The 22275-nt window shown below is 65.2% G+C and carries 36 protein-coding genes; 1 reads left to right on the plus strand and 35 read right to left on the minus strand.

Annotated elements, in window-relative coordinates; translation table 11 throughout:
• The 34 genes from dsbD to K206_RS0118415 form a co-directional block, all read right to left on the minus strand.
• Nucleotides 1-1229, minus strand: a 1229-nt coding sequence (gene dsbD / locus K206_RS38605) for a protein-disulfide reductase DsbD (protein WP_020203838.1), incomplete at its 3' end; no start/stop codon positions are given.
• Between the two features lie 66 nt (nt 1230-1295).
• Nucleotides 1296-1631 carry a divalent-cation tolerance protein CutA gene (cutA, locus tag K206_RS0118265; RefSeq protein ID WP_043366869.1) on the minus strand — a complete coding sequence of 112 codons (336 nt, stop codon included), beginning with the start codon at nt 1629-1631 and terminating at the stop codon, nt 1296-1298.
• A 208-nt stretch (nt 1632-1839) separates the two neighbouring features.
• The gene (rplQ, locus tag K206_RS0118270; protein WP_029043791.1) at nt 1840-2235 is read right to left on the minus strand and encodes a 50S ribosomal protein L17; all 396 of its coding nucleotides are present in this window, start codon (nt 2233-2235) and stop codon (nt 1840-1842) included.
• A 163-nt stretch (nt 2236-2398) separates the two neighbouring features.
• Nucleotides 2399-3379, minus strand: coding sequence for a DNA-directed RNA polymerase subunit alpha (gene rpoA / locus K206_RS0118275; RefSeq protein WP_017225222.1), 981 nt, complete (start codon nt 3377-3379; stop codon nt 2399-2401).
• Between the two features lie 181 nt (nt 3380-3560).
• The gene (rpsD, locus tag K206_RS0118280; RefSeq protein ID WP_020203841.1) at nt 3561-4184 is read right to left on the minus strand and encodes a 30S ribosomal protein S4; all 624 of its coding nucleotides are present in this window, start codon (nt 4182-4184) and stop codon (nt 3561-3563) included.
• 296 nt (nt 4185-4480) lie between these two features.
• Nucleotides 4481-4882, minus strand: coding sequence for a 30S ribosomal protein S11 (rpsK, locus tag K206_RS0118285; protein ID WP_017225223.1), 402 nt, complete (start codon nt 4880-4882; stop codon nt 4481-4483).
• Between the two features lie 24 nt (nt 4883-4906).
• Nucleotides 4907-5272, minus strand: a complete 366-nt coding sequence (rpsM, locus tag K206_RS0118290; RefSeq protein ID WP_020203842.1) for a 30S ribosomal protein S13 — start codon at nt 5270-5272, stop codon at nt 4907-4909.
• A gap of 19 nt (nt 5273-5291) precedes the next feature.
• Complete coding sequence (gene rpmJ, locus K206_RS41680; protein ID WP_008642959.1) at nt 5292-5408, minus strand: 50S ribosomal protein L36; 117 nt, start codon at nt 5406-5408, stop codon at nt 5292-5294.
• A gap of 31 nt (nt 5409-5439) precedes the next feature.
• Nucleotides 5440-5658, minus strand: coding sequence for a translation initiation factor IF-1 (infA, locus tag K206_RS0118295; protein ID WP_010812378.1), 219 nt, complete (start codon nt 5656-5658; stop codon nt 5440-5442).
• 23 nt (nt 5659-5681) lie between these two features.
• Nucleotides 5682-7025 (minus strand): preprotein translocase subunit SecY, encoded by a 1344-nt coding sequence (gene secY / locus K206_RS0118300; protein ID WP_020203843.1) that lies wholly within the window; start codon nt 7023-7025, stop codon nt 5682-5684.
• A gap of 48 nt (nt 7026-7073) precedes the next feature.
• Entirely contained in the window at nt 7074-7508 is a 435-nt protein-coding gene (gene rplO, locus K206_RS0118305; RefSeq protein ID WP_020203844.1) for a 50S ribosomal protein L15, read from the minus strand.
• Between the two features lie 20 nt (nt 7509-7528).
• On the minus strand, nt 7529-7711 hold the full coding sequence (rpmD, locus tag K206_RS0118310) for a 50S ribosomal protein L30 (protein ID WP_006160440.1): 183 nt from the start codon (nt 7709-7711) through the stop codon (nt 7529-7531).
• 13 nt (nt 7712-7724) lie between these two features.
• Nucleotides 7725-8243 (minus strand): 30S ribosomal protein S5, encoded by a 519-nt coding sequence (rpsE, locus tag K206_RS0118315; protein WP_006160449.1) that lies wholly within the window; start codon nt 8241-8243, stop codon nt 7725-7727.
• Between the two features lie 21 nt (nt 8244-8264).
• A complete protein-coding gene (gene rplR / locus K206_RS0118320; RefSeq protein ID WP_020203846.1) occupies nt 8265-8621 on the minus strand; it encodes a 50S ribosomal protein L18 in 357 nt (118 codons plus the stop codon).
• Between the two features lie 11 nt (nt 8622-8632).
• Nucleotides 8633-9166 carry a 50S ribosomal protein L6 gene (gene rplF / locus K206_RS0118325; protein WP_020203847.1) on the minus strand — a complete coding sequence of 178 codons (534 nt, stop codon included), beginning with the start codon at nt 9164-9166 and terminating at the stop codon, nt 8633-8635.
• 9 nt (nt 9167-9175) lie between these two features.
• A complete protein-coding gene (gene rpsH, locus K206_RS0118330; RefSeq protein ID WP_010812384.1) occupies nt 9176-9571 on the minus strand; it encodes a 30S ribosomal protein S8 in 396 nt (131 codons plus the stop codon).
• Between the two features lie 27 nt (nt 9572-9598).
• Nucleotides 9599-9904 (minus strand): 30S ribosomal protein S14, encoded by a 306-nt coding sequence (gene rpsN / locus K206_RS41685; RefSeq protein ID WP_081651439.1) that lies wholly within the window; start codon nt 9902-9904, stop codon nt 9599-9601.
• A gap of 9 nt (nt 9905-9913) precedes the next feature.
• On the minus strand, nt 9914-10456 hold the full coding sequence (gene rplE, locus K206_RS0118335) for a 50S ribosomal protein L5 (protein ID WP_020203848.1): 543 nt from the start codon (nt 10454-10456) through the stop codon (nt 9914-9916).
• 25 nt (nt 10457-10481) lie between these two features.
• Complete coding sequence (rplX, locus tag K206_RS0118340; protein WP_017225232.1) at nt 10482-10790, minus strand: 50S ribosomal protein L24; 309 nt, start codon at nt 10788-10790, stop codon at nt 10482-10484.
• A 9-nt stretch (nt 10791-10799) separates the two neighbouring features.
• Nucleotides 10800-11168 (minus strand): 50S ribosomal protein L14, encoded by a 369-nt coding sequence (gene rplN, locus K206_RS0118345; protein ID WP_017225233.1) that lies wholly within the window; start codon nt 11166-11168, stop codon nt 10800-10802.
• Nucleotides 11169-11445: 277 nt separating this feature from the next.
• The gene (gene rpsQ / locus K206_RS0118350; protein WP_020203849.1) at nt 11446-11724 is read right to left on the minus strand and encodes a 30S ribosomal protein S17; all 279 of its coding nucleotides are present in this window, start codon (nt 11722-11724) and stop codon (nt 11446-11448) included.
• Nucleotides 11721-11915: a 50S ribosomal protein L29 gene (gene rpmC / locus K206_RS0118355; RefSeq protein WP_020203850.1), complete on the minus strand. Its 195-nt coding sequence runs from the start codon at nt 11913-11915 to the stop codon at nt 11721-11723. The genes rpsQ and rpmC overlap by 4 nt, the downstream gene beginning before the upstream one ends.
• Nucleotides 11916-11926: 11 nt before the next feature.
• Complete coding sequence (gene rplP, locus K206_RS0118360; RefSeq protein ID WP_006160465.1) at nt 11927-12343, minus strand: 50S ribosomal protein L16; 417 nt, start codon at nt 12341-12343, stop codon at nt 11927-11929.
• 2 nt (nt 12344-12345) lie between these two features.
• The gene (rpsC, locus tag K206_RS0118365) at nt 12346-13152 is read right to left on the minus strand and encodes a 30S ribosomal protein S3 (protein ID WP_020203851.1); all 807 of its coding nucleotides are present in this window, start codon (nt 13150-13152) and stop codon (nt 12346-12348) included.
• A gap of 9 nt (nt 13153-13161) precedes the next feature.
• Complete coding sequence (gene rplV / locus K206_RS0118370; RefSeq protein ID WP_020203852.1) at nt 13162-13491, minus strand: 50S ribosomal protein L22; 330 nt, start codon at nt 13489-13491, stop codon at nt 13162-13164.
• A 9-nt stretch (nt 13492-13500) separates the two neighbouring features.
• Complete coding sequence (gene rpsS, locus K206_RS0118375; RefSeq protein WP_029043792.1) at nt 13501-13776, minus strand: 30S ribosomal protein S19; 276 nt, start codon at nt 13774-13776, stop codon at nt 13501-13503.
• A gap of 21 nt (nt 13777-13797) precedes the next feature.
• Entirely contained in the window at nt 13798-14628 is an 831-nt protein-coding gene (gene rplB, locus K206_RS0118380) for a 50S ribosomal protein L2 (RefSeq protein WP_020203854.1), read from the minus strand.
• A 2-nt stretch (nt 14629-14630) separates the two neighbouring features.
• Nucleotides 14631-14945 carry a 50S ribosomal protein L23 gene (gene rplW, locus K206_RS0118385; RefSeq protein WP_006160473.1) on the minus strand — a complete coding sequence of 105 codons (315 nt, stop codon included), beginning with the start codon at nt 14943-14945 and terminating at the stop codon, nt 14631-14633.
• Entirely contained in the window at nt 14942-15562 is a 621-nt protein-coding gene (rplD, locus tag K206_RS0118390; protein ID WP_029043793.1) for a 50S ribosomal protein L4, read from the minus strand. Before rplD ends, rplW begins: the two co-directional genes overlap by 4 nt.
• Nucleotides 15563-15573: 11 nt before the next feature.
• Entirely contained in the window at nt 15574-16224 is a 651-nt protein-coding gene (rplC, locus tag K206_RS0118395) for a 50S ribosomal protein L3 (protein ID WP_020203858.1), read from the minus strand.
• 282 nt (nt 16225-16506) lie between these two features.
• Nucleotides 16507-17007 carry a flavin reductase family protein gene (locus tag K206_RS0118400; protein WP_020203859.1) on the minus strand — a complete coding sequence of 167 codons (501 nt, stop codon included), beginning with the start codon at nt 17005-17007 and terminating at the stop codon, nt 16507-16509.
• 1 nt (nt 17008) lies between these two features.
• On the minus strand, nt 17009-18250 hold the full coding sequence (locus tag K206_RS0118405; RefSeq protein ID WP_020203860.1) for a styrene monooxygenase/indole monooxygenase family protein: 1242 nt from the start codon (nt 18248-18250) through the stop codon (nt 17009-17011).
• Between the two features lie 29 nt (nt 18251-18279).
• On the minus strand, nt 18280-19068 hold the full coding sequence (locus K206_RS0118410; RefSeq protein WP_020203861.1) for an SDR family oxidoreductase: 789 nt from the start codon (nt 19066-19068) through the stop codon (nt 18280-18282).
• Nucleotides 19069-19188: 120 nt separating this feature from the next.
• Nucleotides 19189-20424, minus strand: a complete 1236-nt coding sequence (locus K206_RS0118415) for a dienelactone hydrolase family protein (RefSeq protein WP_020203862.1) — start codon at nt 20422-20424, stop codon at nt 19189-19191.
• A 296-nt stretch (nt 20425-20720) separates the two neighbouring features.
• Between K206_RS0118415 and K206_RS0118420 the strand changes: the two genes are divergently transcribed.
• The gene (locus K206_RS0118420; protein WP_020203863.1) at nt 20721-21734 is read left to right on the plus strand and encodes an AraC family transcriptional regulator; all 1014 of its coding nucleotides are present in this window, start codon (nt 20721-20723) and stop codon (nt 21732-21734) included.
• A gap of 117 nt (nt 21735-21851) precedes the next feature.
• Here K206_RS0118420 and rpsJ read toward each other — a convergent pair whose 3' ends face one another.
• Nucleotides 21852-22160, minus strand: coding sequence for a 30S ribosomal protein S10 (rpsJ, locus tag K206_RS0118425; RefSeq protein WP_006160488.1), 309 nt, complete (start codon nt 22158-22160; stop codon nt 21852-21854).
• Nucleotides 22161-22275: the final 115 nt, after the last annotated feature.

Raw genomic sequence — 22275 nt, forward strand, 5'->3', positions numbered from 1 at the left:
ACGCCCATGCCGAGCGCCATCGCGAACAGCGCGCCGCCGCCGGTGACGGCGTCGCCGGTGCGCGCGATATAGGCCAGCGCGCCCGCCAGCGGCGCCGTCACGCAGGGGCCGACGATCAGCGCGGAGATCGCGCCCATGACCGCGGCGCCCACCAGTTGCCCGCCCTGGCGGCGGTTGGACGATTCGGTCAGGCGGGCCTGCCAGTGCTGCGGCAACTGCAGCTCGTACAGGCCGAACATGGAGAGCGACAGGGCCACCATCAGCGCGGCGAACAACGCCAGCACCCAGGGCGCCTGCAACGCCGCCGACAGGCCTTCGCCGAGCAGGCCGGCGGCCACGCCGACGCCGGTGTAGACCACCGCCATGCCGAGCACGTAGGACAGCGACACCAGCAGCGCGCGGCCGCGCGTGACGTGCTCGCCCACCACGATGGAAGACAGGATGGGCACCATCGGCAGCACGCACGGCGTGAAGGTCAGCAGCAGGCCGAGGCCGAAGAACAGCGCGGCGACCAGACCGAGGTTGCGGCTGGCCAGCGCGCCGGCGATGCGGTCGTTCTCATCCACCGCGGCCGGCAGGCGCGCGGCGGGAGCCGGAGCGGCCGGCGCGGCGCCGACACTGTCGGCACTGCCGACGCTACCCGCGCCTTCCGCCTGGGCGGCGGCGCCCGCGGGGCTGGACTCGGGCCTGGCGCGCTTGCCGAACAGGCCGTCCAGCATGCCGCCGCCGACCTTGAAGACGTGCTCCTGCGGCGGGTAGCACAGGCCCTTGTCGGCGCAGCCCTGCGAAGTCACCGCCAGCGACCACTTGCCGTCGGCGGGCAGCGACGCGACCGGCACGCGGATGGTCACGCCGCCGTGATAGGTCTCCATCTCCTTGCCGAAGGTCTCGTCGAACTTGACCTTGCCGGGCGGAAAGACCGGCGTGCCGAGCCTGACCGAGGCCGGCTGCGCGGCGAACGCGAAGCGGTCGCGGTAGAGGTAGTAGCCGTCGGCCACGTCGAAGCGGACCTCGACGGTCTGCGGGTCCAGCTGGCGCGCGGCAAAGCGGAAGGCCTGCTCGGGCGGCAGGAAATCGTCCTCGCTCGCGGCATGCGCGGTGCCGCCGAGGCAGAGGCAAAGCACGGCCAGCAGCGCCGCCGACAGCGCAACCAGGAAACGCGCCGCGGCACTTTGCCGCACCACCGCGAACCGGTGGCCAAACGCGCCCGACGCCACTGCGAAACCCATGCTCTGTCCTTGAAAATCGTTGGTTCATCCGACCGCCGCGGGCATCGCCGCCGCGGCCGGCCGTTGCTACGCCTGTGTGTCCCCGCCTGCGGCCGGGCGCGTTTCCGCGGCCACCCAGGCGAGGTAGGGCGCGAAGCCCGCCGCCACGGGCAGCGCGACGATCTCCGGCACCTCGTAGGGATGGGCCTGGCGGATCGCCGCTTCCAGCGCGGCGTAGCGGTCGCGCGTGGTCTTGATCAGCAGCGGCCATTCGCTGGCGGTCTCGAGCTGGCCGCGCCACCAGTATTCCGACTCGCACGGCGCGAGCCGGTTCACGCAGGCCGCCAGGCGCGACGCGAGCACGGCGCGCGCCACGCGCGCGGCGGCCTCGGCATCGGGCAGCGCCGTCATCACCAGCAGCATCGTCCGGCCCGGATCGTCCGCCGCGCCCGGATCGCCGGTCCCGCCCGTTTCGCCCGTTTCGCCCATCTCGCCGTCGCTCATCGCTCGTCTCTCACTCGCCACGCGGCTCCGCAAAACAAAAGAGCCAGGCATCAGCCTGGCTCGATTGTAAGCGGTGTCCGCGCCTGCCGCCGGGACCGATGGTCGCGGCGGCGGGACGGCATCGACCTTATTCCGCGGCTTCTTCGGCCGGGGCTTCGGTGATTTCCGGACGGTCGACCAGCTCGACCAGCGCCATCGGCGCATTGTCGCCCTGGCGGAAGCCGAACTTCAGGATACGCGTGTAGCCACCCGGACGGGCGTTGTAGCGCGGGCCCAGTTCGGTGAACAGCTTGGTGACGATGTCGCGGTCGCGCAGGCGGGCGAAGGCCAGGCGGCGGTTGGCAACGGTGTCCTTCTTGGCCAGCGTGATGAGGGGCTCGACGACCTTGCGCAGTTCCTTGGCCTTGGGCAGGGTGGTCTTGATCAGCTCGTGCTGGAACAGCGAGTTGGACATGTTGCGCAGCATCGCGAGACGGTGCGACGAGGTGCGGTTCAGTTTCCGCAAACCATGACGGTGACGCATGATGATTCCTTTATTGCAATGTTTGACCAGCTCTTCTATCGCTTGGCCGGGACATTCCCCGGTTCGGCGCGGGCCGGTAGTCGGTTGAAGCGGCCGGCACATGCCGGCTGCCGGAATCGCCGCGCGCCGTGCGGGGACCAGCCCCGCGCGGCACGCCGCGACATTACTTCTCGAGGCCTGCGGGCGGCCAGTTCTCGAGCTTCATGCCAAGGGTCAGGCCGCGCGAAGCCAGCACTTCCTTGATTTCGTTGAGCGACTTGCGACCCAGGTTCGGGGTCTTCAGCAGCTCGTTCTCGGTACGCTGGATCAGGTCGCCGATGTAGTAGATGTTCTCGGCCTTCAGGCAGTTGGCCGAGCGCACCGTCAGCTCCAGGTCGTCGACCGGGCGCAGCAGGATCGGGTCGATCTGCGGCGTGCGGCTCGAGGCGGCTTCCGCCGACGACTCGGTGCCTTCCAGCGCGGCGAACACGGACAGCTGGTCGACCAGGATGCGGGCCGACTGGCGGATCGCTTCCTCGGGCGAGATCACGCCGTCGGTCTCGATGTTCATGACCAGTTTGTCGAGGTCGGTACGCTGCTCGACGCGGGCCGATTCCACCGCGTACGACACGCGGCGCACCGGCGAGAACGAGGCGTCCAGCACGATGCGGCCGATGACCTTGCCCGATTCGTCGCCGAACTTGCGCACGTTGCCCGGCACGTAGCCGCGGCCCTGCTCGACCTTGATCTGCATGTCGAGCTTGCCGCCGGCCGACAGGTGAGCGATCACGTGGCCGGGGTTGATGATCTCGACGTCGTGCGGCAGCTCGATGTCGGCAGCCGTGACCACGCCTTCGCCTTCCTTGCGCAGCGACACCGTGACTTCGTCGCGGTTGTGCAGCTTGAAGACCACGCCCTTCAGATTGAGCAGCAGGTTGACCACGTCTTCCTGCACGCCATCGATGGTGGAGTACTCGTGGACCACCCCAGCGATCGTGACTTCGGTCGGGGCGTAGCCGACCATCGACGACAGCAGCACGCGACGCAGGGCGTTACCGAGCGTATGGCCGTAGCCACGCTCGAACGGCTCCATCACGACCTTGGCGTGGTGGTCGCCCAGCGGCTCTACGGCGATGATTTTAGGCTTGAGGAGTGCTGTTTGCATTAGGTTGTCCTTTTCAATACCCTCGGCTCGTTACACCGATAAGGCTGACGTATGGAACCTGAAAATCCCATCGTACGATGGGCAATAAGCCCGGCGCGCGGCAGCGCGTCGGGCTGAAAGTGAAGCTTGACGGGAAACGCAAGCCCCTGACCGTTCGATGGTGTCGGACAGATTCGAGCGATTAGCGCGAATACAATTCGACGATCAGGCTTTCGTTGATGTCACCCGAGATATCGGCGCGATCCGGCACTTGCTTGAACGTGCCTTCGAACTTCTTCGCGTCAACGCTGACCCATTGCGGGAAACCCGACTGCTCGGCCAGCGACAGGGCCTCGGCGATGCGGACTTGCTTCTTCGACTGCTCGCGGATGGTGATGACGTCACCGGCCTTGACCTGTGCCGACGGCACGTTCAGGGCCTGGCCGTTCAGCAGGATCGCCTTGTGCGAGACCAGCTGGCGCGCTTCGGCGCGGGTCGAGCCGAAGCCCATGCGGTAGACGACGTTGTCCAGGCGCGATTCCAGCAGTTGCAGCAGCTTCTCGCCGGTGTTGCCCTTGCGGCGGTCGGCTTCGGCGAAGTAGCGGCGGAACTGGCGCTCGAGCACGCCGTAGATGCGCTTGACCTTCTGCTTTTCACGCAGCTGGTTGCCGTAGTCGGAGGTGCGTGCACCGGAGGTGCGGCCGTGCTGGCCCGGCTTGCTGTCCAGCTTGCACTTGTCGGCAAGCGAGCGGCGTGCGCTCTTCAGGAACAGGTCGGTACCTTCACGGCGGGAGAGTTTGGCCTTCGGGCCGATATAACGTGCCACTTTATCTTCCTTCCTGATCGATCGCGGCGCCTTCTGTACGCGCCGCGAGTCCGCCTGCTCCGCCCTTGCGGGGCGCCGAGTGGCGGACGGTGGGCTTATCCAGCGCACGCCCCGCAGGGTGCGCGCAAAAGCATGACTGGCTGCGCCGGGCCGCGGAACAAGGCTTCGATCCGACAAACGCAAGGCGCAAAACGAAAACCTGCCGCAAAGCTGATGCAGCAGGTGAACGTGCGATAGTACCACACCGGAACACCGGCAGGAAAACCCCGCCGGCTATCCGGGTACGACGGCGTCGCTCAGATGCGGCGGCGCTTCGGCGGACGGCAGCCGTTGTGCGGCACCGGCGTCACGTCTTCGATCACCGAGATCTTGATGCCCAGCGCGTTCAGCGCGCGGACAGCGGATTCACGGCCAGGGCCGGGGCCCTTGATGCGCACGTCCAGGTTCTTGATGCCCTGGTCTTGCGCCACGCGGCCGGCGTTCTCGGCTGCGACCTGGGCTGCGAACGGGGTCGACTTGCGCGAACCCTTGAAGCCCTGGCCACCCGAGGTCGCCCACGCCAGGGCGTTGCCCTGACGGTCGGTGATCGTGATGATGGTGTTGTTGAACGAAGCGTGGACGTGCGCAATGCCGTCGGCAACGTTCTTCTTGACCTTCTTACGCGCGCGCTGGGCGGCGTTGTTCGGACCTTTTGCCATTAGTTTCTTCCTCTGCCTTCGGCTTTACTTCTTCAGAGCCACGCCGGCCTTACGCGGACCCTTGCGGGTACGGGCGTTGGTGCGGGTGCGCTGACCGCGCATCGGGAGGCCCCTGCGGTGACGGACGCCACGATAGCAACCAAGGTCCATCAGACGCTTGATGTTCATCGTGGTTTCACGACGCAGGTCACCCTCGACCGTGGCCTTGCCGACTTCGTCACGAAGCTTTTCCAGGTCGGCGTCGGTCAGGTCCTTGACCTTCTTGTCAAACGGAACGCCGGTGGCCTCGCAAATCTTGCGGGCGCGCGAGCGGCCGATACCGTAAATAGCCGTCAGGCCGATCTCGGTATGCTTGTGGTTCGGGATGTTAACCCCTGCGATACGTGCCATTCGTCAATCCTCTTTACGATTAGCCTTGGCGTTGCTTGTGGCGGGGATCCGACGAGCAGATCACGCGCACGACACCGTTGCGCTTGATGATTTTGCAGTTGCGGCAAATGCGCTTAACAGAAGCCAGCACTTTCATGATTTTCCTCTTCCTTCAATTCCTGTTCGCTTCACTTCGTCCGAAAGACGATACGCGCGCGTGACAGATCATATGGAGTCAGCTCAACCGTCACCTTGTCACCCGGAAGAATCCGGATGTAGTTCATTCTCATCTTCCCGGAGATGTGGCCCAGCACTACGTGGCCATTCTCCAGTTTGACTCGGAACGTCGCATTGGGAAGGTTTTCCAGGACCTCCCCCTGCATCTGGATGACGTCGTCTTTTGCCATACCTAGCCCGTACCGACCCGGCTTCAGCGCAAGGTCAAATTACCCTTGAAATTCGCTTTCTTCAGCAGGGACTCATATTGCTGCGACATGACATAGGACTGGACCTGGGCCATGAAATCCATCGTGACGACCACGATGATCAGCAGCGAGGTTCCGCCAAAATAGAACGGAACGTTCCAGCGCAGTACCAGGAATTCCGGCAACAGGCAGACCAGTGTGATGTAGATCGCACCAGCCAGCGTCAGACGCACAAGGATCTTGTCGATGTAGCGCGTCGTCTGCTCGCCCGGACGAATGCCCGGAATGAAGGCACCGCTTTTCTTCAGGTTGTCCGCCACTTCACGGCTGTTGTACACCAGGGCCGTATAGAAGAAGCAGAAAAATACAATCGCAGCAGCGTACAGCAGGATGTAGACCGGCTGGCCCGGCGACAGCGTTGCCGCTAGGTCCTTGATGAACCGGCCCGCAGCGCCCGTCGAGTCAGAGGTGAACCAGCCCGCGATGGTCGCCGGGAACAGGATGATCGACGATGCGAAGATCGGCGGAATCACCCCGGCCATGTTCAGCTTCAGCGGCAGGTGCGACGACTGGCCGCCGTACACCTTGTTGCCGACCTGACGCTTGGCATAGTTCACCAGGATCTTGCGCTGGCCGCGCTCGACGAACACCACGGCGAAAGTCACGCCGGCGATGATCGCCACGATCAGGATCGACGCGATGATGCTCATCGAACCGGTGCGAACCAGCTCGAAGAGACCGCCGATCGCGTTGGGCAGGCCCGCCGCGATACCGCCGAAGATGATGATCGAGATGCCGTTGCCCAGACCCCGCTCGGTGATCTGCTCACCCAGCCACATCAGGAACATCGTGCCGGTCACCAGCGTGATCACCGCCGTGGCCCGGAACATCAGCCCCGGGTCGATCACGAGGCCGGGCTGGGATTCCAGCGCGACCGCGATCGACAGCGCCTGGAAGGTGGCCAGGACCACCGTGCCGTAGCGCGTGTACTGCGTGATCTTGCGTTGACCCGCCTGCCCTTCCTTCTTCAGCGACTCCAGCTGCGGCAGCACGATCGTCAGCAACTGCATGATGATCGACGCCGAGATGTACGGCATGATGCCGAGCGCGAAGACGGTAAAGCGCGACAGCGCACCGCCCGAGAACAGGTTGAACATCCCGAGGATGCCACCCGACTGACTCTGGAAAAGCTTCGCGAGCTGTTCAGGATCGATGCCCGGCACCGGAATATGCGCTCCGATGCGGTACACGATCAAGGCCAGCACCAGGAACATCAGCCGGCGCTTGAGGTCGCCGTACTTCGCCGTGTTCTTGGCTTGCGTGCTTGCATTGGGTTTCGCCGTGGCCAAACGATGCTCCGACTGTGACTCGCCTATGCTGCGAAATCAGCTGCTAAATTACGCCGCGATCTGACCGCCGGCGGCTTCGATCGCAGCCTTGGCGCCAGCGGTGGCACCCAGACCCTTGATCGTCACCTTGCGGGTCAGCTCACCGGCCTTGATGACCTTGGCGCTCTTGACCAGATCAGCCACCAGGCCAGCCTGCTTCAGAACCAGCAGGTCCACTTCGGCCGCTTCCAGACGCTCGATGTCGCGCAGGCTCACCTCGGCGGTGAATTCCTTCGTCAGCGAGGTGAAGCCGCGCTTCGGCAGGCGACGATACAGCGGCATTTGACCGCCTTCGAAGCCGACCTTGTGGAAGCCGCCCGAACGCGACTTCTGACCCTTGTGGCCACGACCGGCAGTCTTGCCCAGGCCGGAGCCGATACCGCGGCCGACGCGACGCTTGGCGTGCTTCGAACCGGCGGCCGGTTTCAGGTTGTTCAGTTGCATCTTGCTCTCCGTGTCCGGTATCAGGCCAGAACCTTGACCAGGTACGACACCTTGTTGATCATGCCGCGCACGGCGGGCGTGTCCTGCAGCTCCGACACCGAGTTGATGCGGCGCAGGCCCAGGCCACGGACGGTGGCGCGATGATCCTCGCGCGTGCCGATCAGGCTGCGCACGAGTTGCACTTTTACGGTTTGTTGCGACATTTCGTCCGACTCCTTAACCGAGGATGTCTTCGACCGACTTGCCGCGCTTCGCGGCGATCTCGCCCGGCGTGCTCATCTTCTGAAGACCGTCCAGCGTGGCGCGAACCATGTTGTACGGATTGGTCGAGCCGTGCGACTTGGTCACCACGTTGGTGACGCCCATCACTTCGAAAATCGCGCGCATCGGGCCGCCGGCGATCACGCCGGTACCTTCCTTGGCCGGCATCATCAGCACCTTGGCGGCGCCGTGCTTGCCCACGACTTCGTGTTGCAGCGTGCCGTTCTTGAGCGAGACCTTGACCATCTTGCGACGGGCTTCGTCCATTGCCTTCTGAACTGCCACCGGCACTTCCTTGGCCTTGCCCTTGCCCATGCCGATGCGGCCATCGCCGTCACCGACCACGGTCAGCGCAGCGAAACCGAGAATCCGGCCGCCCTTCACCACCTTGGTGACGCGGTTGACCGAGATCATCTTCTCGCGGAGGCCGTCGTCGCGTTCGTCCTGCTGGACTTTTGCTTGCATCTTTGCCATGACGTATCTCTCTTTGTGCGCTTAGAACTTGAGGCCGGCTTCACGCGCAGCGTCGGCCAGGGCCTTCACGCGACCGTGGAAGCGGAAGCCGCCGCGATCGAACGCAACGGTCTCCACGCCGGCAGCCTTCGCCTTCTCGGCGATGCGCTTGCCGATCAGGCTCGCAGCGGCGGCGGTAGCACCGCTGCCGGTCAGTTCCTTGCGCACTTCTGCCTCGACGGTCGAAGCCGAAGCCAGCACTTGCGTGCCGCACGGCGAGTAGACCTGGGCGTAAATATGCGAATTCGTACGGAACACGGTCAGACGATTGACTTTCAGTTCCGCGATCTTGGCGCGGGTCTGACGTGCACGGCGCAAACGAGCGTCTTTCTTGTTCATGATTGCACCCCTTACTTCTTCTTGGTTTCCTTCAGGATGACGCGCTCGTCCGAGTAGCGAACGCCCTTGCCCTTGTAGGGCTCAGGCGGACGGTACGCGCGAACTTCCGCGGCAACCTGACCGACTTTCTGCTTGTCCGCACCCTTGATGATGATCTCGGTCTGCGTGGGCGTTGTCGCCGTCACGCCTTCCGGCATCGCATGGATCACGTCGTGCGAGAAACCAAGCTGGAGCTTGAGCGCGGTACCTTGCAGCTGGGCACGGTAGCCCACGCCGACCAGGTTCAGCTTGCGCTCGAAACCGGTGGTCACACCCTTGACCATATTGGCCACCAGGGCGCGCATGGTGCCCTGCAGTGCGTTTGCTTCGCGCGATTCGTCGGCCGGGACGAAGGTCAGCGTGTCGTTTTCGACCTTGACCTGCACCAGGCTGTGAATCGGCTGCGTCAGCGTGCCGAGCGGGCCCTTAACGGAGAGCACGCCGGCCGCCACATTGACTTCTGCGCCTTTGGGCAGCGCGATGGGAGCCTTACCTACACGGGACATGGTTACTCCTTACGCGACGTAGCAGAGAACTTCGCCGCCCACGCCAGTGGCACGTGCCTTGCGATCGGTCATCAGACCCTGCGGGGTCGAGATGATCGCGACGCCCAGGCCGTTCATCACTTGGGGGATGTCGCTGCGGCCCTTGTACACGCGCAGGCCGGGCTTCGAGACGCGTTCGATGCGCTCGATGACCGGACGGCCGGCGTAGTACTTCAGACCGATGCTCAGTTGTGCCTTGCCGCCATCTTCCTGCACGGCGTAGTCGTCGATGTAGCCTTCGTCCTTCAGGACCTTGGCGATTGCCACTTTCAGCTTCGACGACGGCATGACAACCGACGCCTTCTGCACGCCCTGGGCGTTGCGGATGCGCGTCAGCATATCGGCGATAGGATCGCTCATGCTCATACTGTTTCTCCTGTAGCCTGTGCGTAATTACCAGCTGGCTTTCGTCAGACCCGGGATTTCGCCACGGAAGGCGATTTCACGGATCTTGTTACGCGCCAGGCCAAACTTGCGGAAGGTACCGCGGGGACGACCGGTGATCGCGCAGCGATTGCGCTGACGGGTCGGATTCGCGTTGCGCGGGAGCTGCTGCAGCTCCAGACGAGCGCCATAACGCTCTTCTTCCGACTTTTCCTGGTCGTCGATAATGGCCTTGAGGGATGCGCGCTTCCCGGCATACTTCGCCACGAGCCTTGCGCGCTTCTTCTCACGTTCAATCAGAGCCAATTTAGCCACGGTAACCCCTTAATTACGGAACGGGAACTTGAATGCACCGAGGAGCGCCTTGGCTTCCTCGTCATTCTTAGCCGTCGTCGTGATGCTGATGTTCAGACCGCGCAGCGCGTCGATCTTGTCGTACTCGATTTCGGGGAAAATGATCTGCTCTTTCACACCGATGTTGTAGTTGCCACGACCATCGAACGAGCGGCCCGACACACCACGGAAGTCGCGCACGCGCGGCAGCGCCACGGTCACGAAACGATCCAGGAATTCGAACATGCGTTCGCCGCGCAGCGTCACCATCGCGCCGATGGGATAACCCTGGCGGATCTTGAAGCCTGCGATTGCCTTCTTGGCCTTCGTCACCACCGGCTTCTGGCCGGCGATCTTGGTCAGGTCGCCCACGGCCAGCTCAATGACCTTCTTGTCATTGATGGCTTCGCCAAGGCCCATGTTCAGGGTGATCTTGGTGATGCGCGGCACTTCCATGACCGACTTGTAGCCGAACTGTTCGATCAGCTTCGGTACGACCTGTTCTTTGTAAAACTCTTGCAGACGTGCTGTCATGCTCAACTCCTATCCTTGCCCAGAATCAAGCTGCCACGACGGCGCCGGTGGTCTTCAGCACGCGCACGCGCTTGCCGTCTTCCACCTTGATGCCGACGCGCGACGGCTTGCCATTGGCATCCACGAGCGCAACGTTGGAAATATGCAGCGGCATGACCTTGTCGACCACACCACCGGTGGTGCCCAGCATCGGGTTCGGACGTGCATGCTTCTTGGCAACGTTCACGCCTTCAACCACGACCTTGTCGCCGAGCATGGCTTGCACGGTACCGCGCTTGCCCTTGTCTTTGCCGGTCAGGACGATGACTTCGTCGCCTTTGCGAATCTTGTTCATGGCGGCTCCTTACAGCACTTCCGGCGCGAGCGACACGATCTTCATGAAGCGCTCGGTACGGAGTTCACGAGTCACCGGCCCGAAGATACGGGTGCCGATCGGCTCGAGCTTGGTGTTCAGCAGGACAGCGGCATTGCTGTCGAACTTGACGAGCGAACCATCGGCACGGCGCACGCCCTTGGCGGTGCGAACGACGACGGCATTGTAAATATCGCCCTTCTTCACGCGACCGCGCGGCGCTGCGTCCTTGACGGTCACCTTGATGATGTCGCCCACGCTCGCATAGCGGCGCTTGGACCCACCCAGCACTTTGATGCACAGAACTTCGCGCGCACCAGTGTTATCGGCCACTTCGAGCCGGCTTTCTGTCTGAATCATGGTGTTATCTTCCCAACTTAATCCACCGGGCAACGCCCGCCGGTCAGTCTTGGTCCCGTCGGCCTCCGGCTTTGCGCCAGCAACCGTTTGGGTTGATCAACTTTGAAGTCGGTAGTTACCAGGCGGCCTGAACATGGTTAATCAGGAGCCGCTCGGCCTAGGTTCGCCCAGTCGATTCGCCGTGGTGATGGTGCTAAGGCGAATGCAACAAAGCGGAAGTCCAGGATTATAGCACATAACCCTGGACTCGCAAGTCAACCGAAAACCGTGTGGTTTTTTAGATGACGCGCGCAGCTTCGACCAGACGGGAAACCACCCAGGACTTGGTCCGCGACAGCGGACGCGATTCCTGGATCTCGACCTTGTCGCCTTCCTTGTACTGGTTGGCTTCGTCGTGTGCGTGGTACTTCTTCGAACGCAGCACGTACTTGCCGTACAGAGGATGCTTGACGCGGTTTTCGATCAGGACCGTGACGGTCTTGTCCATCTTGTCGCTGACTACACGGCCGACCAGAGTGCGGCGAAGCGACGATTCCGTTTGTGCAGTTTCAGTCATTTCGTGGTCGCCTTCTCGTTCAGCACGGTTTGCACCCGCGCGATGTCCTTGCGCACCTTCTTCAGCTGGCTGGTGTTCTGCAGCTGTTGGGTGGCCTTTTGCATGCGCAGGCTAAATTGGGCCTTCAGCAGCTCGGAGAGCTCCTGGTTCAGCCCGGCGGCGTCCTTGCCGCGAAGTTCGGATGCTTTCATCCCTGCTCTCCTTACGTCCCGACCTGGCGCACCACGAAATTGGTGGCGATCGGCAGCTTGGCAGCCGCGAGGCGGAACGCCTCACGTGCCAGCTCTTCGGTCACGCCATCCATTTCGTACAGCATCTTGCCCGGCTGGATTTCTGCCACGTAGTATTCCGGATTACCCTTACCGTTACCCATACGGACTTCGGCGGGCTTCTTCGAGATCGGCTTGTCCGGGAAAATCCGGATCCAGATGCGGCCGCCACGCTTGATGTGACGGGTCATCGCACGACGTGCCGACTCGATCTGGCGGGCCGTCAGACGGCCACGGCCCATTGCCTTCAGGCCGAATTCACCGAAAGACACGGCGTTGCCACGGGTAGCCTTACCCGTGTTGCGGCCTTTCTGCTCCTTGCGGTATTTTCTGCGCTTAGGTTGCAGCATCGTTATTCTCCACTCTTCGCATCTGCGCCAGGCGCAGCGCGGCGACCGGCACCGGCGCCACCAGCACCACCGCGGCGGTTGCCACCCGGACGGCCTTCGCCTTCGCGGCGGCGGCCTTCGGGACGGCCCGGACGGCGGCGACGTTCGTCTTGCGGCTCTTCCACCACCGGCGCGTCGTTGCGGCCGAGGTGATCACCCTTGTAGACCCACACCTTGACACCGATGATGCCGTAGGTGGTTTCTGCTTCGGAGAAGCCGTAGTCGATGTCGGCGCGCAGGGTGTGCAGGGGCACACGGCCTTCGCGGTACCATTCGGTACGTGCGATTTCTATGCCGTTCAGGCGACCGGCGCTCATGATCTTGATGCCCTGGGCACCGAGGCGCATCGCGTTCTGCATCGCGCGCTTCATGGCGCGGCGGAACATGATGCGGCGCTCGAGCTGCTGGGTGATCGAGTCGGCGATCAGCTGCGCATCGGTTTCCGGCTTGCGGATTTCCTCGATGTTCACGTGCACGGGCACACCCATGCGGCGTTGCAGCTCGGCCTTGAGCAGTTCGATGTCCTCGCCCTTCTTGCCGATGACCACGCCCGGACGCGAGCTGTAAATGGTCAGACGTGCGTTGCGGGCGGGGCGCTCGATGACGACGCGGCCAACCGAAGCGTTCTTGAGCTTCTTCTTCAGAAACTCGCGAACTTCGATGTCTTCCTTCAGCATGCCGGCGAACTTCGTGTTGTTGGCGTACCAACGCGAAGCCCAGTTACGGCTGACGGCCAGACGGAAGCCAGTCGGATGAATCTTCTGTCCCATCGTGACTCCTTAGTTGCCGAGCGTCACAGTGATGTGACAGGTTTGTTTCTCGATACGGTTGCCGCGGCCCTTGGCTCGTGCCGTGAAGCGCTTGAGCGAGGTTGCCTTGTCGACGAAGATGGTCTTGACCTTCAGTTCGTCGATGTCGGCGCCTTCGTTGTGCTCGGCGTTGGCGATGGCCGATTCGACCACCTTCTTCACGATCCCGGCAGCCTTTTTCGGGCTGAACGTCAGGACGTTGAGCGCGCGCTCGATCGGCAGACCGCGGATCTGGTCGGCGACCAGGCGAGTTTTCTGGGCGGAGATGCGGGCACCGCGATGAATCGCTTTCACTTCCATGATGGCACCTTACCTCTTCGCTTTCTTGTCAGCCGCGTGGCCCTTGAACGTGCGGGTGAGCGCAAATTCGCCGAGCTTGTGGCCGACCATGTTTTCCGAAACGTACACCGGCACGTGTTGACGGCCGTTGTGAACGGCGATCGTCAGGCCGATGAATTCCGGCAGAATGGTCGAGCGACGCGACCAAGTCTTGATGGGCTTCTTGTCCTTGCCGCCTGCAGCCGCTTCCACCTTTTTCAGCAGGTGGGCGTCACAGAACGGACCCTTTTTTGCGGAACGTGTCATGTCTAGGCTCCTACCTACCGATTAACGCTTGTGGCGCTTCTGCACGATCATGCTGGCAGTGCGCTTGTTGCTGCGGGTACGGTAACCCTTGGCCGGGGTACCCCACGGCGAAACCGGATCGCGACCAGCGGCGGTCTTGCCTTCACCACCACCGTGCGGGTGATCCACCGGGTTCATCACGACACCACGCACCGTCGGGCGGATACCGCGCCAGCGGGTGGCACCGGCCTTGCCGATGACGCGCAGGCTGTGCTCTTCGTTGCCGACTTCACCGATGGTGGCGCGGCATTCGATGTGCACGCGGCGCACTTCGCCGGAGCGCAGGCGCACCTGGGCGTAGATGCCTTCGCGAGCCAGCAGCACGGCGGAACCGCCGGCGGCGCGCGCGATCTGGGCACCCTTGCCGGGCAGCATTTCCACGTTGTTGATCGTGGTGCCGACCGGGATGTTGCGGATCGGCAGGTTGTTGCCGGCCTTGATCGGCGCTTCCGAGCCGTTCAGCACGGCCTGGCCGGCCACCATGCCCTTCGTGGCGATGATGTAGCGGCGCTCGCCGTCGGCGAACAGCACCAGCGCGATGTTGGCGCTGCGGTTCGGATCGTATTCCAGGCGCTCGACCTTGGCGGGGATGCCGTCCTTGTCGTTGCGCTTGAAGTCGACCACGCGGTAGTGGTGCTTATGACCACCGCCCTTGTGGCGGGTGGTGATGTGACCGTTGTTGTTGCGGCCCGACTTCTGGAATTGCTTTTCCAGCAGCGGAGCGTGGGGCTCGCCCTTGTGCAGGTTGGGATTGACAACCTTCACCATCGAGCGACGGCCCGGGGACGTCGGCTTGGTCTTGACGAGTGCCATGATTACTTGGCCTCCGCTTCAAAATTGATTTCCTGACCCGGCTTCAGCGAAACGTAAGCCTTCTTCACGTGGTTGCGACGCCCCATGAAGCGGCCAAAGCGCTTTTGCTTGCCCTTTTGGTTCAGGATCTGAACGGACTGCACCTCGACCTTGAACAGCAGCTCGACCGCCGCCTTCACGTCTGCCTTGTTGGCATCGCGAGCGACTTCGAACACGACTTGTTCGTTCTTGTCGGCGACCAGGGTTGCCTTTTCGGAAACCACCGGCGCGAGCAGCACCTGCATCAAACGATGATCGTTCTTGGCTACTTGCGTCATTTCAGCAACTCCTCGATCTGCGCGACGGCTGCCTTGGTCACCAGCACCTTCTTGTAGTGCACGAGCGACAGCGGGTCAGCCTGGCGCGGCTCGACAACCGCCACGTGCGGCAGGTTGCGCGAAGCCAGGTAGAGGTTTTCGTCGAGGCTGTCGGTGATGATCAGCACCGAGTCCAGGCCCATGGCCTTGAACTTGTCGGCCAAGAGCTTGGTCTTGGGCGCATCGACGGTGAAACCGTCCACCACGTTGATACGACCTTCACGTGCGAGCTGCGAGTAGATCGAGCGCATGCCGGCACGGAACATCTTCTTGTTGACCTTCTGGCTGAAGTTCTCTTCCGGCGAATTCGGGAAGATGCGGCCGCCCCCGCGCCACAGCGGCGAGGAAGACATACCGGCACGGGCACGGCCCGTACCCTTCTGGCGCCACGGCTTCTTGGTCGTGTGCTTGACCTCTTCACGATCCTTCTGCTTACGGTTGCCGCTGCGAGCGTTGGCCTGATAAGCGACGACGATCTGGTGAACGAGGGCTTCGTTGTAGTCACGGCCGAAGACTTCGGGCGAGGCGTCAACGCCCGCGCCGACTTGGCCATTGTCCTGGAGGAGCTTGAGTTCCATTGATTCGCTCCTTAAGCTTTGGCTTTGGCCTTGACGGCCGGGGTCACGATGACCTTGCCGCCCTTGGAACCGGGGATCGCGCCCTTGACCAGCAGCAGCTTGCGCTCTGCGTCGATCTTGGCGATTTCCAGGTTCTGGACGGTGCGGGTGACGTCACCCAGGTGGCCCGTCATGCGCTTGCCGGGGAACACACGGCCCGGATCCTGCGCCATACCGATGGAACCCGGCACGTTGTGCGAACGCGAGTTACCGTGGGTGGCACGACCGGATGCGAAGTGGTGGCGCTTGATGGTACCGGCGTAGCCCTTACCGATGCTGACGCCCTGCACGTCGATCTTCTGACCGACTTCGAACAGGTCGACCGACAGCGAACCGCCAGCTTGCAGTTCGCCCGCCTTGGCGGCATCGATACGGAATTCGCGGATGATTTCGCCGGCTTCGACACCAGCTTTGGCGAGATGACCCGCCAGCGGCTTGGTGACGCGACTGGCGCGGCGTGCGCCGAAAGTGACTTGAACCGCGGTATAACCGTCGGTCTCGTCCGTCTTGATTTGCGTCACGCGGTTGTCGCCGACCTCGACCACGGTAACGGGAATCGAATCACCGTCGTCCGTGAAAATACGGGTCATGCCAACCTTGCGACCTACAAGGCCAAGGCTCATGGTTTGCTCCATTCCCAGCTGCGATTGGCCGGGGCTGATTGATACACGAAAACTGTGTGTGCAAACTGCGTTTGCAGTGCGCGGGCTTGCGCTAAAGAAGACGGCGCGCGGCCAAAACGGCCAGCCCACTACCCATAGACAAACGGGTAGCCTTACACTATATCGCACTGGTTTGGAAAGAGCAAGCACGGCGTGGAATGTCGCCGCACGTCGCGGCGCCGCGTGTTGCTTTGTGACGTTTTCCGCTACTTTTGCCGGCCGATGGCGGCGTCATGCGGGGCTTCAGCGGCCCGCGGCGTCGCCGATGCGGACGAATTCGCCGCCATAGAACACCAGCGGCTCGCCCTCCCCGGCTTCAAACCCCTCGACCGCGCCGACGATCAGCAGATGGTCGCCGACCGGGTCGGCGCGCTCGACCCGGCATGCCAGCGTGGCCAGCGCGTCCGCCAGGTAGGGCACGCCGCGCGGGCAGCGCCGGTGCGCGACGCCGGCGAACTTGTCCGCCGCGGGCGTGGCGAAGCGGCGCGCGAGCTCGCCCTGCCCCGCGCGCAGGATGCTGATGCCGAAGGCGGCGCCGGGCGCGAAGTGCGCGGCGCTCGGCGAATGCAGGGCCAGGCTCCACAGGATCAGCGGCGGCGCCAGCGACAGCGAGGCGAACGAGTTGACGGTCAGGCCGAGCGGACGGCCGCCGGCGCCGCACGCGCCGATGACCGCCACGCCCGTGGCATAGCGCCCGCAGGCGCGCCGCAGCGCGCGCGCGTCGCCGGTGGCGGCCGCCGCCATCTCAGGCCGCCCGCGGCAGGTGCCGCTCGATCATCTGCTGGCACGCCGCGGCGTCGGCCCACCACGGGAAGAAGTCCGGCGGGTTGTCGAAGCCGTTGGCGATGCGCGCGGCCAGTGCCGGCGCCTGCCCGGCCGCGCCGAGCAGGGCCAGGATGTGGGGCGGCGGCGGCGTGAGCAGCGAGTTGGTCCAGTTGACCACGTCGCCGGCGTATTGCCAGTAGCGCGCGAAGGTCCGCTCCATCCAGCCGGCGTCGAAGGCGCGCTCGCCGTGGGCGACGATGGCGTCGAGATAGACCTTGCAGCATTTGGCGGCGTTGTTCGAGCCCTGGCCGGTGATGGGGTCGTTGACGACCACCGCGTCCGCCATGCCGAACACCAGCCGCCCGGACGGCAGCGTCATGACCGGGCGGCGCACGGTCGGCGTGAAGCGCCCGGCCAGGATGCCCTGCTCGTCGGTCAGCGTCACGGCTTCGCAGCGCTCGGCCTCCCACGGCAGCCAGGTGCGCAGGATGCGCAGGCTCTCGGCGAGGTGCTGCTCCGGCGTGCGCGCCTCGGCCCAGCGGTCCATCGGGCCGCCCGGCACGCCTTCGAACACCATGATCTCGCAGGGCCCGCCCAGCGTCAGCGCCGGGAAGACGAAGTATTCGCCGACGCCCGGGATCAGGTTGAAGGCCACGCGCGAGAACGGGCTGCCCGGGCGCATGCCGTTCACGTAGGTCAGCGCCAGCGCGCGCTGCGGCGCGGTGAACGGGCTGCGCGCGGCGTCGCGCTCGAAGCGGTTGACGATCTCGCCCTTGCCGGCGGCAAGCAGCACCAGGTCGTGCTCCGCGGCCAGCGCCTCGAGCTCCGCGATGCCCGCATCGGCGATGCGCAGGTCGCCGCCGCGCTGCGCGAAGGCTTCCATCCAGGCCGGCATCTTCAGGCGCTGGTCCACGGCCTGCGCCGGCCGCTCGAGGCGCGCGGCCCAGTCGATCAGCTTCGCGCCGGGCTGCTCGGGATGCGGCACCGCCAGGCCGATGCCTTCGACCGGCGGACAGGTATCGCCCCACCAGTCGAGCGCGAGTTCGCGCTCGCACTGCAGCGCGCGGTCGAACATGCACTGGCTGGACATGACCTTGCCCGCGCGCACCTGCTCCGGCGTGCGGTTGGTCATCAGCGTGACCCGGTAGCCCCGGGCCTGCAGGCCGAGGGCCATCTGCAGGCCGGACTGGCCGGCGCCGACGATGGCAATGCGTTGGCTCATGACGATCTCCTCGATGTGGACAAGTCGCTTCAGCCGGCCAGGCGGGGAATGGCGGGAACGTTCTGCTCCGGCCCCATCGCGCCATAACCGCCGTCCACGGCGTAGTCGGCGCCGGTGACGAAGCTGGCGTGGTCGGAGCACAGGAACAGCACCACCTGCGCCACCTCGTCCGGCTCGCCGGCACGGCCGAGCAGATGGAAGTCCGCCGCCACGCGGTCGGTGCGCGCGCGGTCGCCGCCGCTGACTTCATCCATCAGCCGGCACCAGGTCCAGCCCGGCGAGACCGCGTTGACGCGGATGCGGTCGGGCGCCAGGTCCATCGCCATGCTGCGCGTGAGCTGGCGGATCGCGGCCTTGGAGGCGGGATAGAGCCAGCGCCCGGTCTGCGCCACGCCGGCCGAGATGCTGGTGAAGTTGACGATGGCGCCGCCGCCGCGCGCGCGCATGGCGCCGTGCACGGCCTGCGCCAGCATCGCGCCGGACACCACGTTGACGTCGAGCGCGGCAAGCCAGTCGCGGCGCGTCGAGCGGAAGCCGTCGTCGAGGTAGGTGCAGGCGAGGTTGACCAGGTAGTCGATGCCGCCGAAATGCCGCGACACCTCGGCCACGGCCGCTGCGACCTGGGCGTCGTCGGTGATGTCGGTGCGCACGAACAGCGCCCCCTCGCCGAGCTCGGCGGCGATGCGCGCGCCGCCGGCCGCGTCGATGTCGAGAATGGCCACGCGCGTGCCGGCCCGTACGAAGGCCCTGGCCACGCCGGCCCCGATCAGGGTGGCGCCGCCGCTGACGATGGCGACCTTGTCCTGCAGTCCTTTCATGACGTTGTCTCCTGATGTGAGGCGTTGCCCGCGCCGCGCGGGCACGCCCTTTTCTTTGCTATGCGATGGATACGCCGGATGCGTCGGATGCGTCGCGGCGGGATGCCGGGCGCGCGCGGGCTACTTGCCCTCGCTCTCCCGCCAGCGCGCCATCAGCGTGTTCGACGGCAGCGTCTCGTCGAGCAGCTTGCGCGCCGTTTCCACGCCGGCCACCGGCAACCCGGCGGGATCGAGCTTGCCGATCTGCACCAGCACGCTGGCCTGGTCCCAGTAGATGTGCTCGTGGTAGAGCTTGTCGCCGCGGAACTTGACGATGGCGATCAGCGGGATCTCCACGCGCTTGCCGGTGGGCGGCACGCCGGGCAGCATCCAGTCGATCTCGCAGGTATGGGTGAAGCAGAACAGCAGCTCGTCGACGATCTGGCTGGCGCCCACCGTGCGCGACAGCGGGATCAGCGTGGTGTCGGGCGGGTTGCTGTGGACGAAGTGGTTGGCGTAGAAGCGCCTGAGCTGGCCGTGGCCCACGCCGCCGGTCATGGTCGGGATGTGGTTGACGTAGGGCTGGGCCACCATCGTCGCCATCGTGGCGTCGACGTCGCGCGTGGCGAATTCGTATTCGCAATGCTTGTCCCACAGCGCCGAGAAATCGTAGTGCGGGCCCATCTCGGCGCGCAGCGCGGCGATCGAGCGCTGGTGCGCCATCAGCGCGGCGGGGCGGTCGTAGTGCTCGCCGCCGGCGCGCGCGAACGCATGGTCGGCGCCGGGATAGACGTACAGCTCGACGTTCTCGCGGGCGCCCAGCGCGTCGCGGATCCGCGCCTGCGCCTCGGGCGGGCAGAAGCCGTCGCTGCCGGCCACGTGCAGCACCAGGCGGCCGCGCACATGGCGGGCTTCGTCGAGCGCGCGCTCGATGCCCACGCCGTAGTACGCCACCGCGCAGGCCACGCCGTCCAGGCGGCAGGCGGCGAGATAGGCCAGCTTGCCGCCCAGGCAGAAACCCAGCACGCCGGTCTGTCCCGCGCATTCCGGGCGCGCGCGCAGCGCGGCCAGCGCGGCGCCCACGTCCCGCACGCCCGCGGCTTCGTCGAACTGCTGGTAGAGGCCGAGCGCGCGCTGGAAGTCCGCGCCGCGGTCGCCCAGCTCGATGCCGGGCGCGATGCGCCAGAACAGGTCCGGCACCAGCACCGTGTAACCCTCCTCGGCGTAGTAGTCCGCCACCGCCCGCATGGTGGCGTTGACGCCGAAGATTTCCTGGCACAGCACGATGCCCGGGCCCTTGCCCGCGGCGGGGGTGGCCAGGTAGGCGCTGAACGTGCCGCCGCCGTCGGCGGCGTGGATCTGGATGGTCTGGCCCATGAATGGCGCTCCTTCTTGTCTGGTTGGGGGGCGGGGCTGCGGTGCCGGATTGCATGATGGGCGATCCGCACCGCAGCAAACTAGCCGCCGGCTGCAGCGGCTATCCGATTAGTGCAGGAAAATGCCGGGCCGGGCAAGCGCCGCGCCGCCGCCGCCGCGCGGCAATCCACTATAGTGGTGCGAAGGAATCCGTCCGCCGGCCCGCGCGGGCGCCGGGCCGCGCGCTGCGCGGCGGCGCCGCGCCGACCATGCAGCCCCTTCAGCAACGGCGCGCCATGACGCCGAGGAGCGAGACCATGCCGCAGCCCCCCGCCGCCACGGCCGCCGAGCCGCTGGCCGGTGCCTTGCTGTCAGACCCGAGCAGGCTGGTGTTCGCCTCGGCTGACCACGCCCGCACGCGCGCCGCGGTCGGCGCCGTCTTCAAGCCGCACCGGCTCGCCATTGCCGGCACGACGCTGGCCGCACGCATGCATCACGCGCCGCTCGGCGCGGTATCGTTCAACCGGCTGGCCTACGGGGCCGAGGTGCGCATCGAGCCGGGGCCGCTCGAGGATTTCCTGCTGGTGCAGATGCCGGTCGGCGGCAGCGCCGAGATCCACTGCGGCGCGCAGCGGATCGTTTCCGACCGCGACACGGCCTCGGTGCTCACGCCCGCCGATCCGGTGCGGATGCGCTGGAGCCAAGACAGCGACCAGTTGATCGTGCGCGTGGAGCGCAGCGCGCTGGAGCGGGTCTGCGCGGCCCACCTCGGGCACCCGCCGCGGCAGGCGCTGCGCTTCCAGCTCGGCATGGCGTGGCGGCGCGCGGCGGCGTGGTACCAGTTGATGCACTACCTGGCGGACCTGCTGGCGCAGGCGCCGGACACGGCGCGCCATCCGCTGACCGCCTGCCAGCTCGAGCAGTTGGTGATCGGCACGCTGCTGACGGTGCAGCCGCACAATCTCAGCGAGGCGCTGCAGGCGCGCGGCAAGCCGCTGGCGCCGCGCCACGTCAGGCGGGTCGAGGAATACATCCACGCGCATGCCCACGCGCCGCTCACGCCCGCCGTGCTGGCGGAGGTGGCCGGGGTCAGCCTGCGCGGGCTGTACGCGGGCTTCCGCGAGCATCGCGGCATCAGCCCGATGGCCTACCTGCGCGCGGTCCGGCTCGAGCGCGTGCGGCACGACCTGCTCGGCGACAAGACCATCGATTCGGTCACGGCGGCGGCCTTGCGCTGGGGCTTCAGCCACCTGGGACGGTTCAGCATGGAATACCGCAAGCGCTTCGGCGAAGCGCCGGGACAGACGCTGCGGCGGCGCGGGCCGGCATGAGGAAGGGGCCGCGCCGGGACGGTACGAGGAGGAGGCGCGCAAAAACAAAAACGGCGAACCGAAGTTCGCCGTTTTCGTTGCCCGAGGCCGCCTGGGGCGGCCTTGCGCGGAATGGCTTTACACCTTGATTTCGACGTCGACGCCTGCCGGCAGGTCGAGCTTCATCAGTGCGTCAACGGTCTTGTCGGTAGGATCGACGATGTCCATCAGGCGCTGGTGAGTGCGGATCTCGAACTGATCGCGGCTGGTCTTGTTGACGTGCGGCGAACGCAGGATGTCGAAGCGCTGGATGCGGGTCGGCAGGGGCACCGGGCCCTTGACGATCGCGCCGGTACGCTTGGCGGTATCCACGATTTCGGCTGCCGACTGGTCGATCAGGCGATAGTCGAAAGCCTTCAGGCGGATACGGATCTTCTGGTTCTGCATGATATTTCCTTAAAAGAGCGATGGGCGCATGCGCCCTGGAACATGGGAAAAGGCCAGCGGCATTGTACCGCCAGCCAGTTCCAGGAAGTTTTTTATCAGTCGAGGATCTTGGCCA

The organism is Cupriavidus sp. WS (assembly GCF_000395345.1).
GTDB classification, from domain to species: domain Bacteria; phylum Pseudomonadota; class Gammaproteobacteria; order Burkholderiales; family Burkholderiaceae; genus Cupriavidus; species Cupriavidus basilensis_B.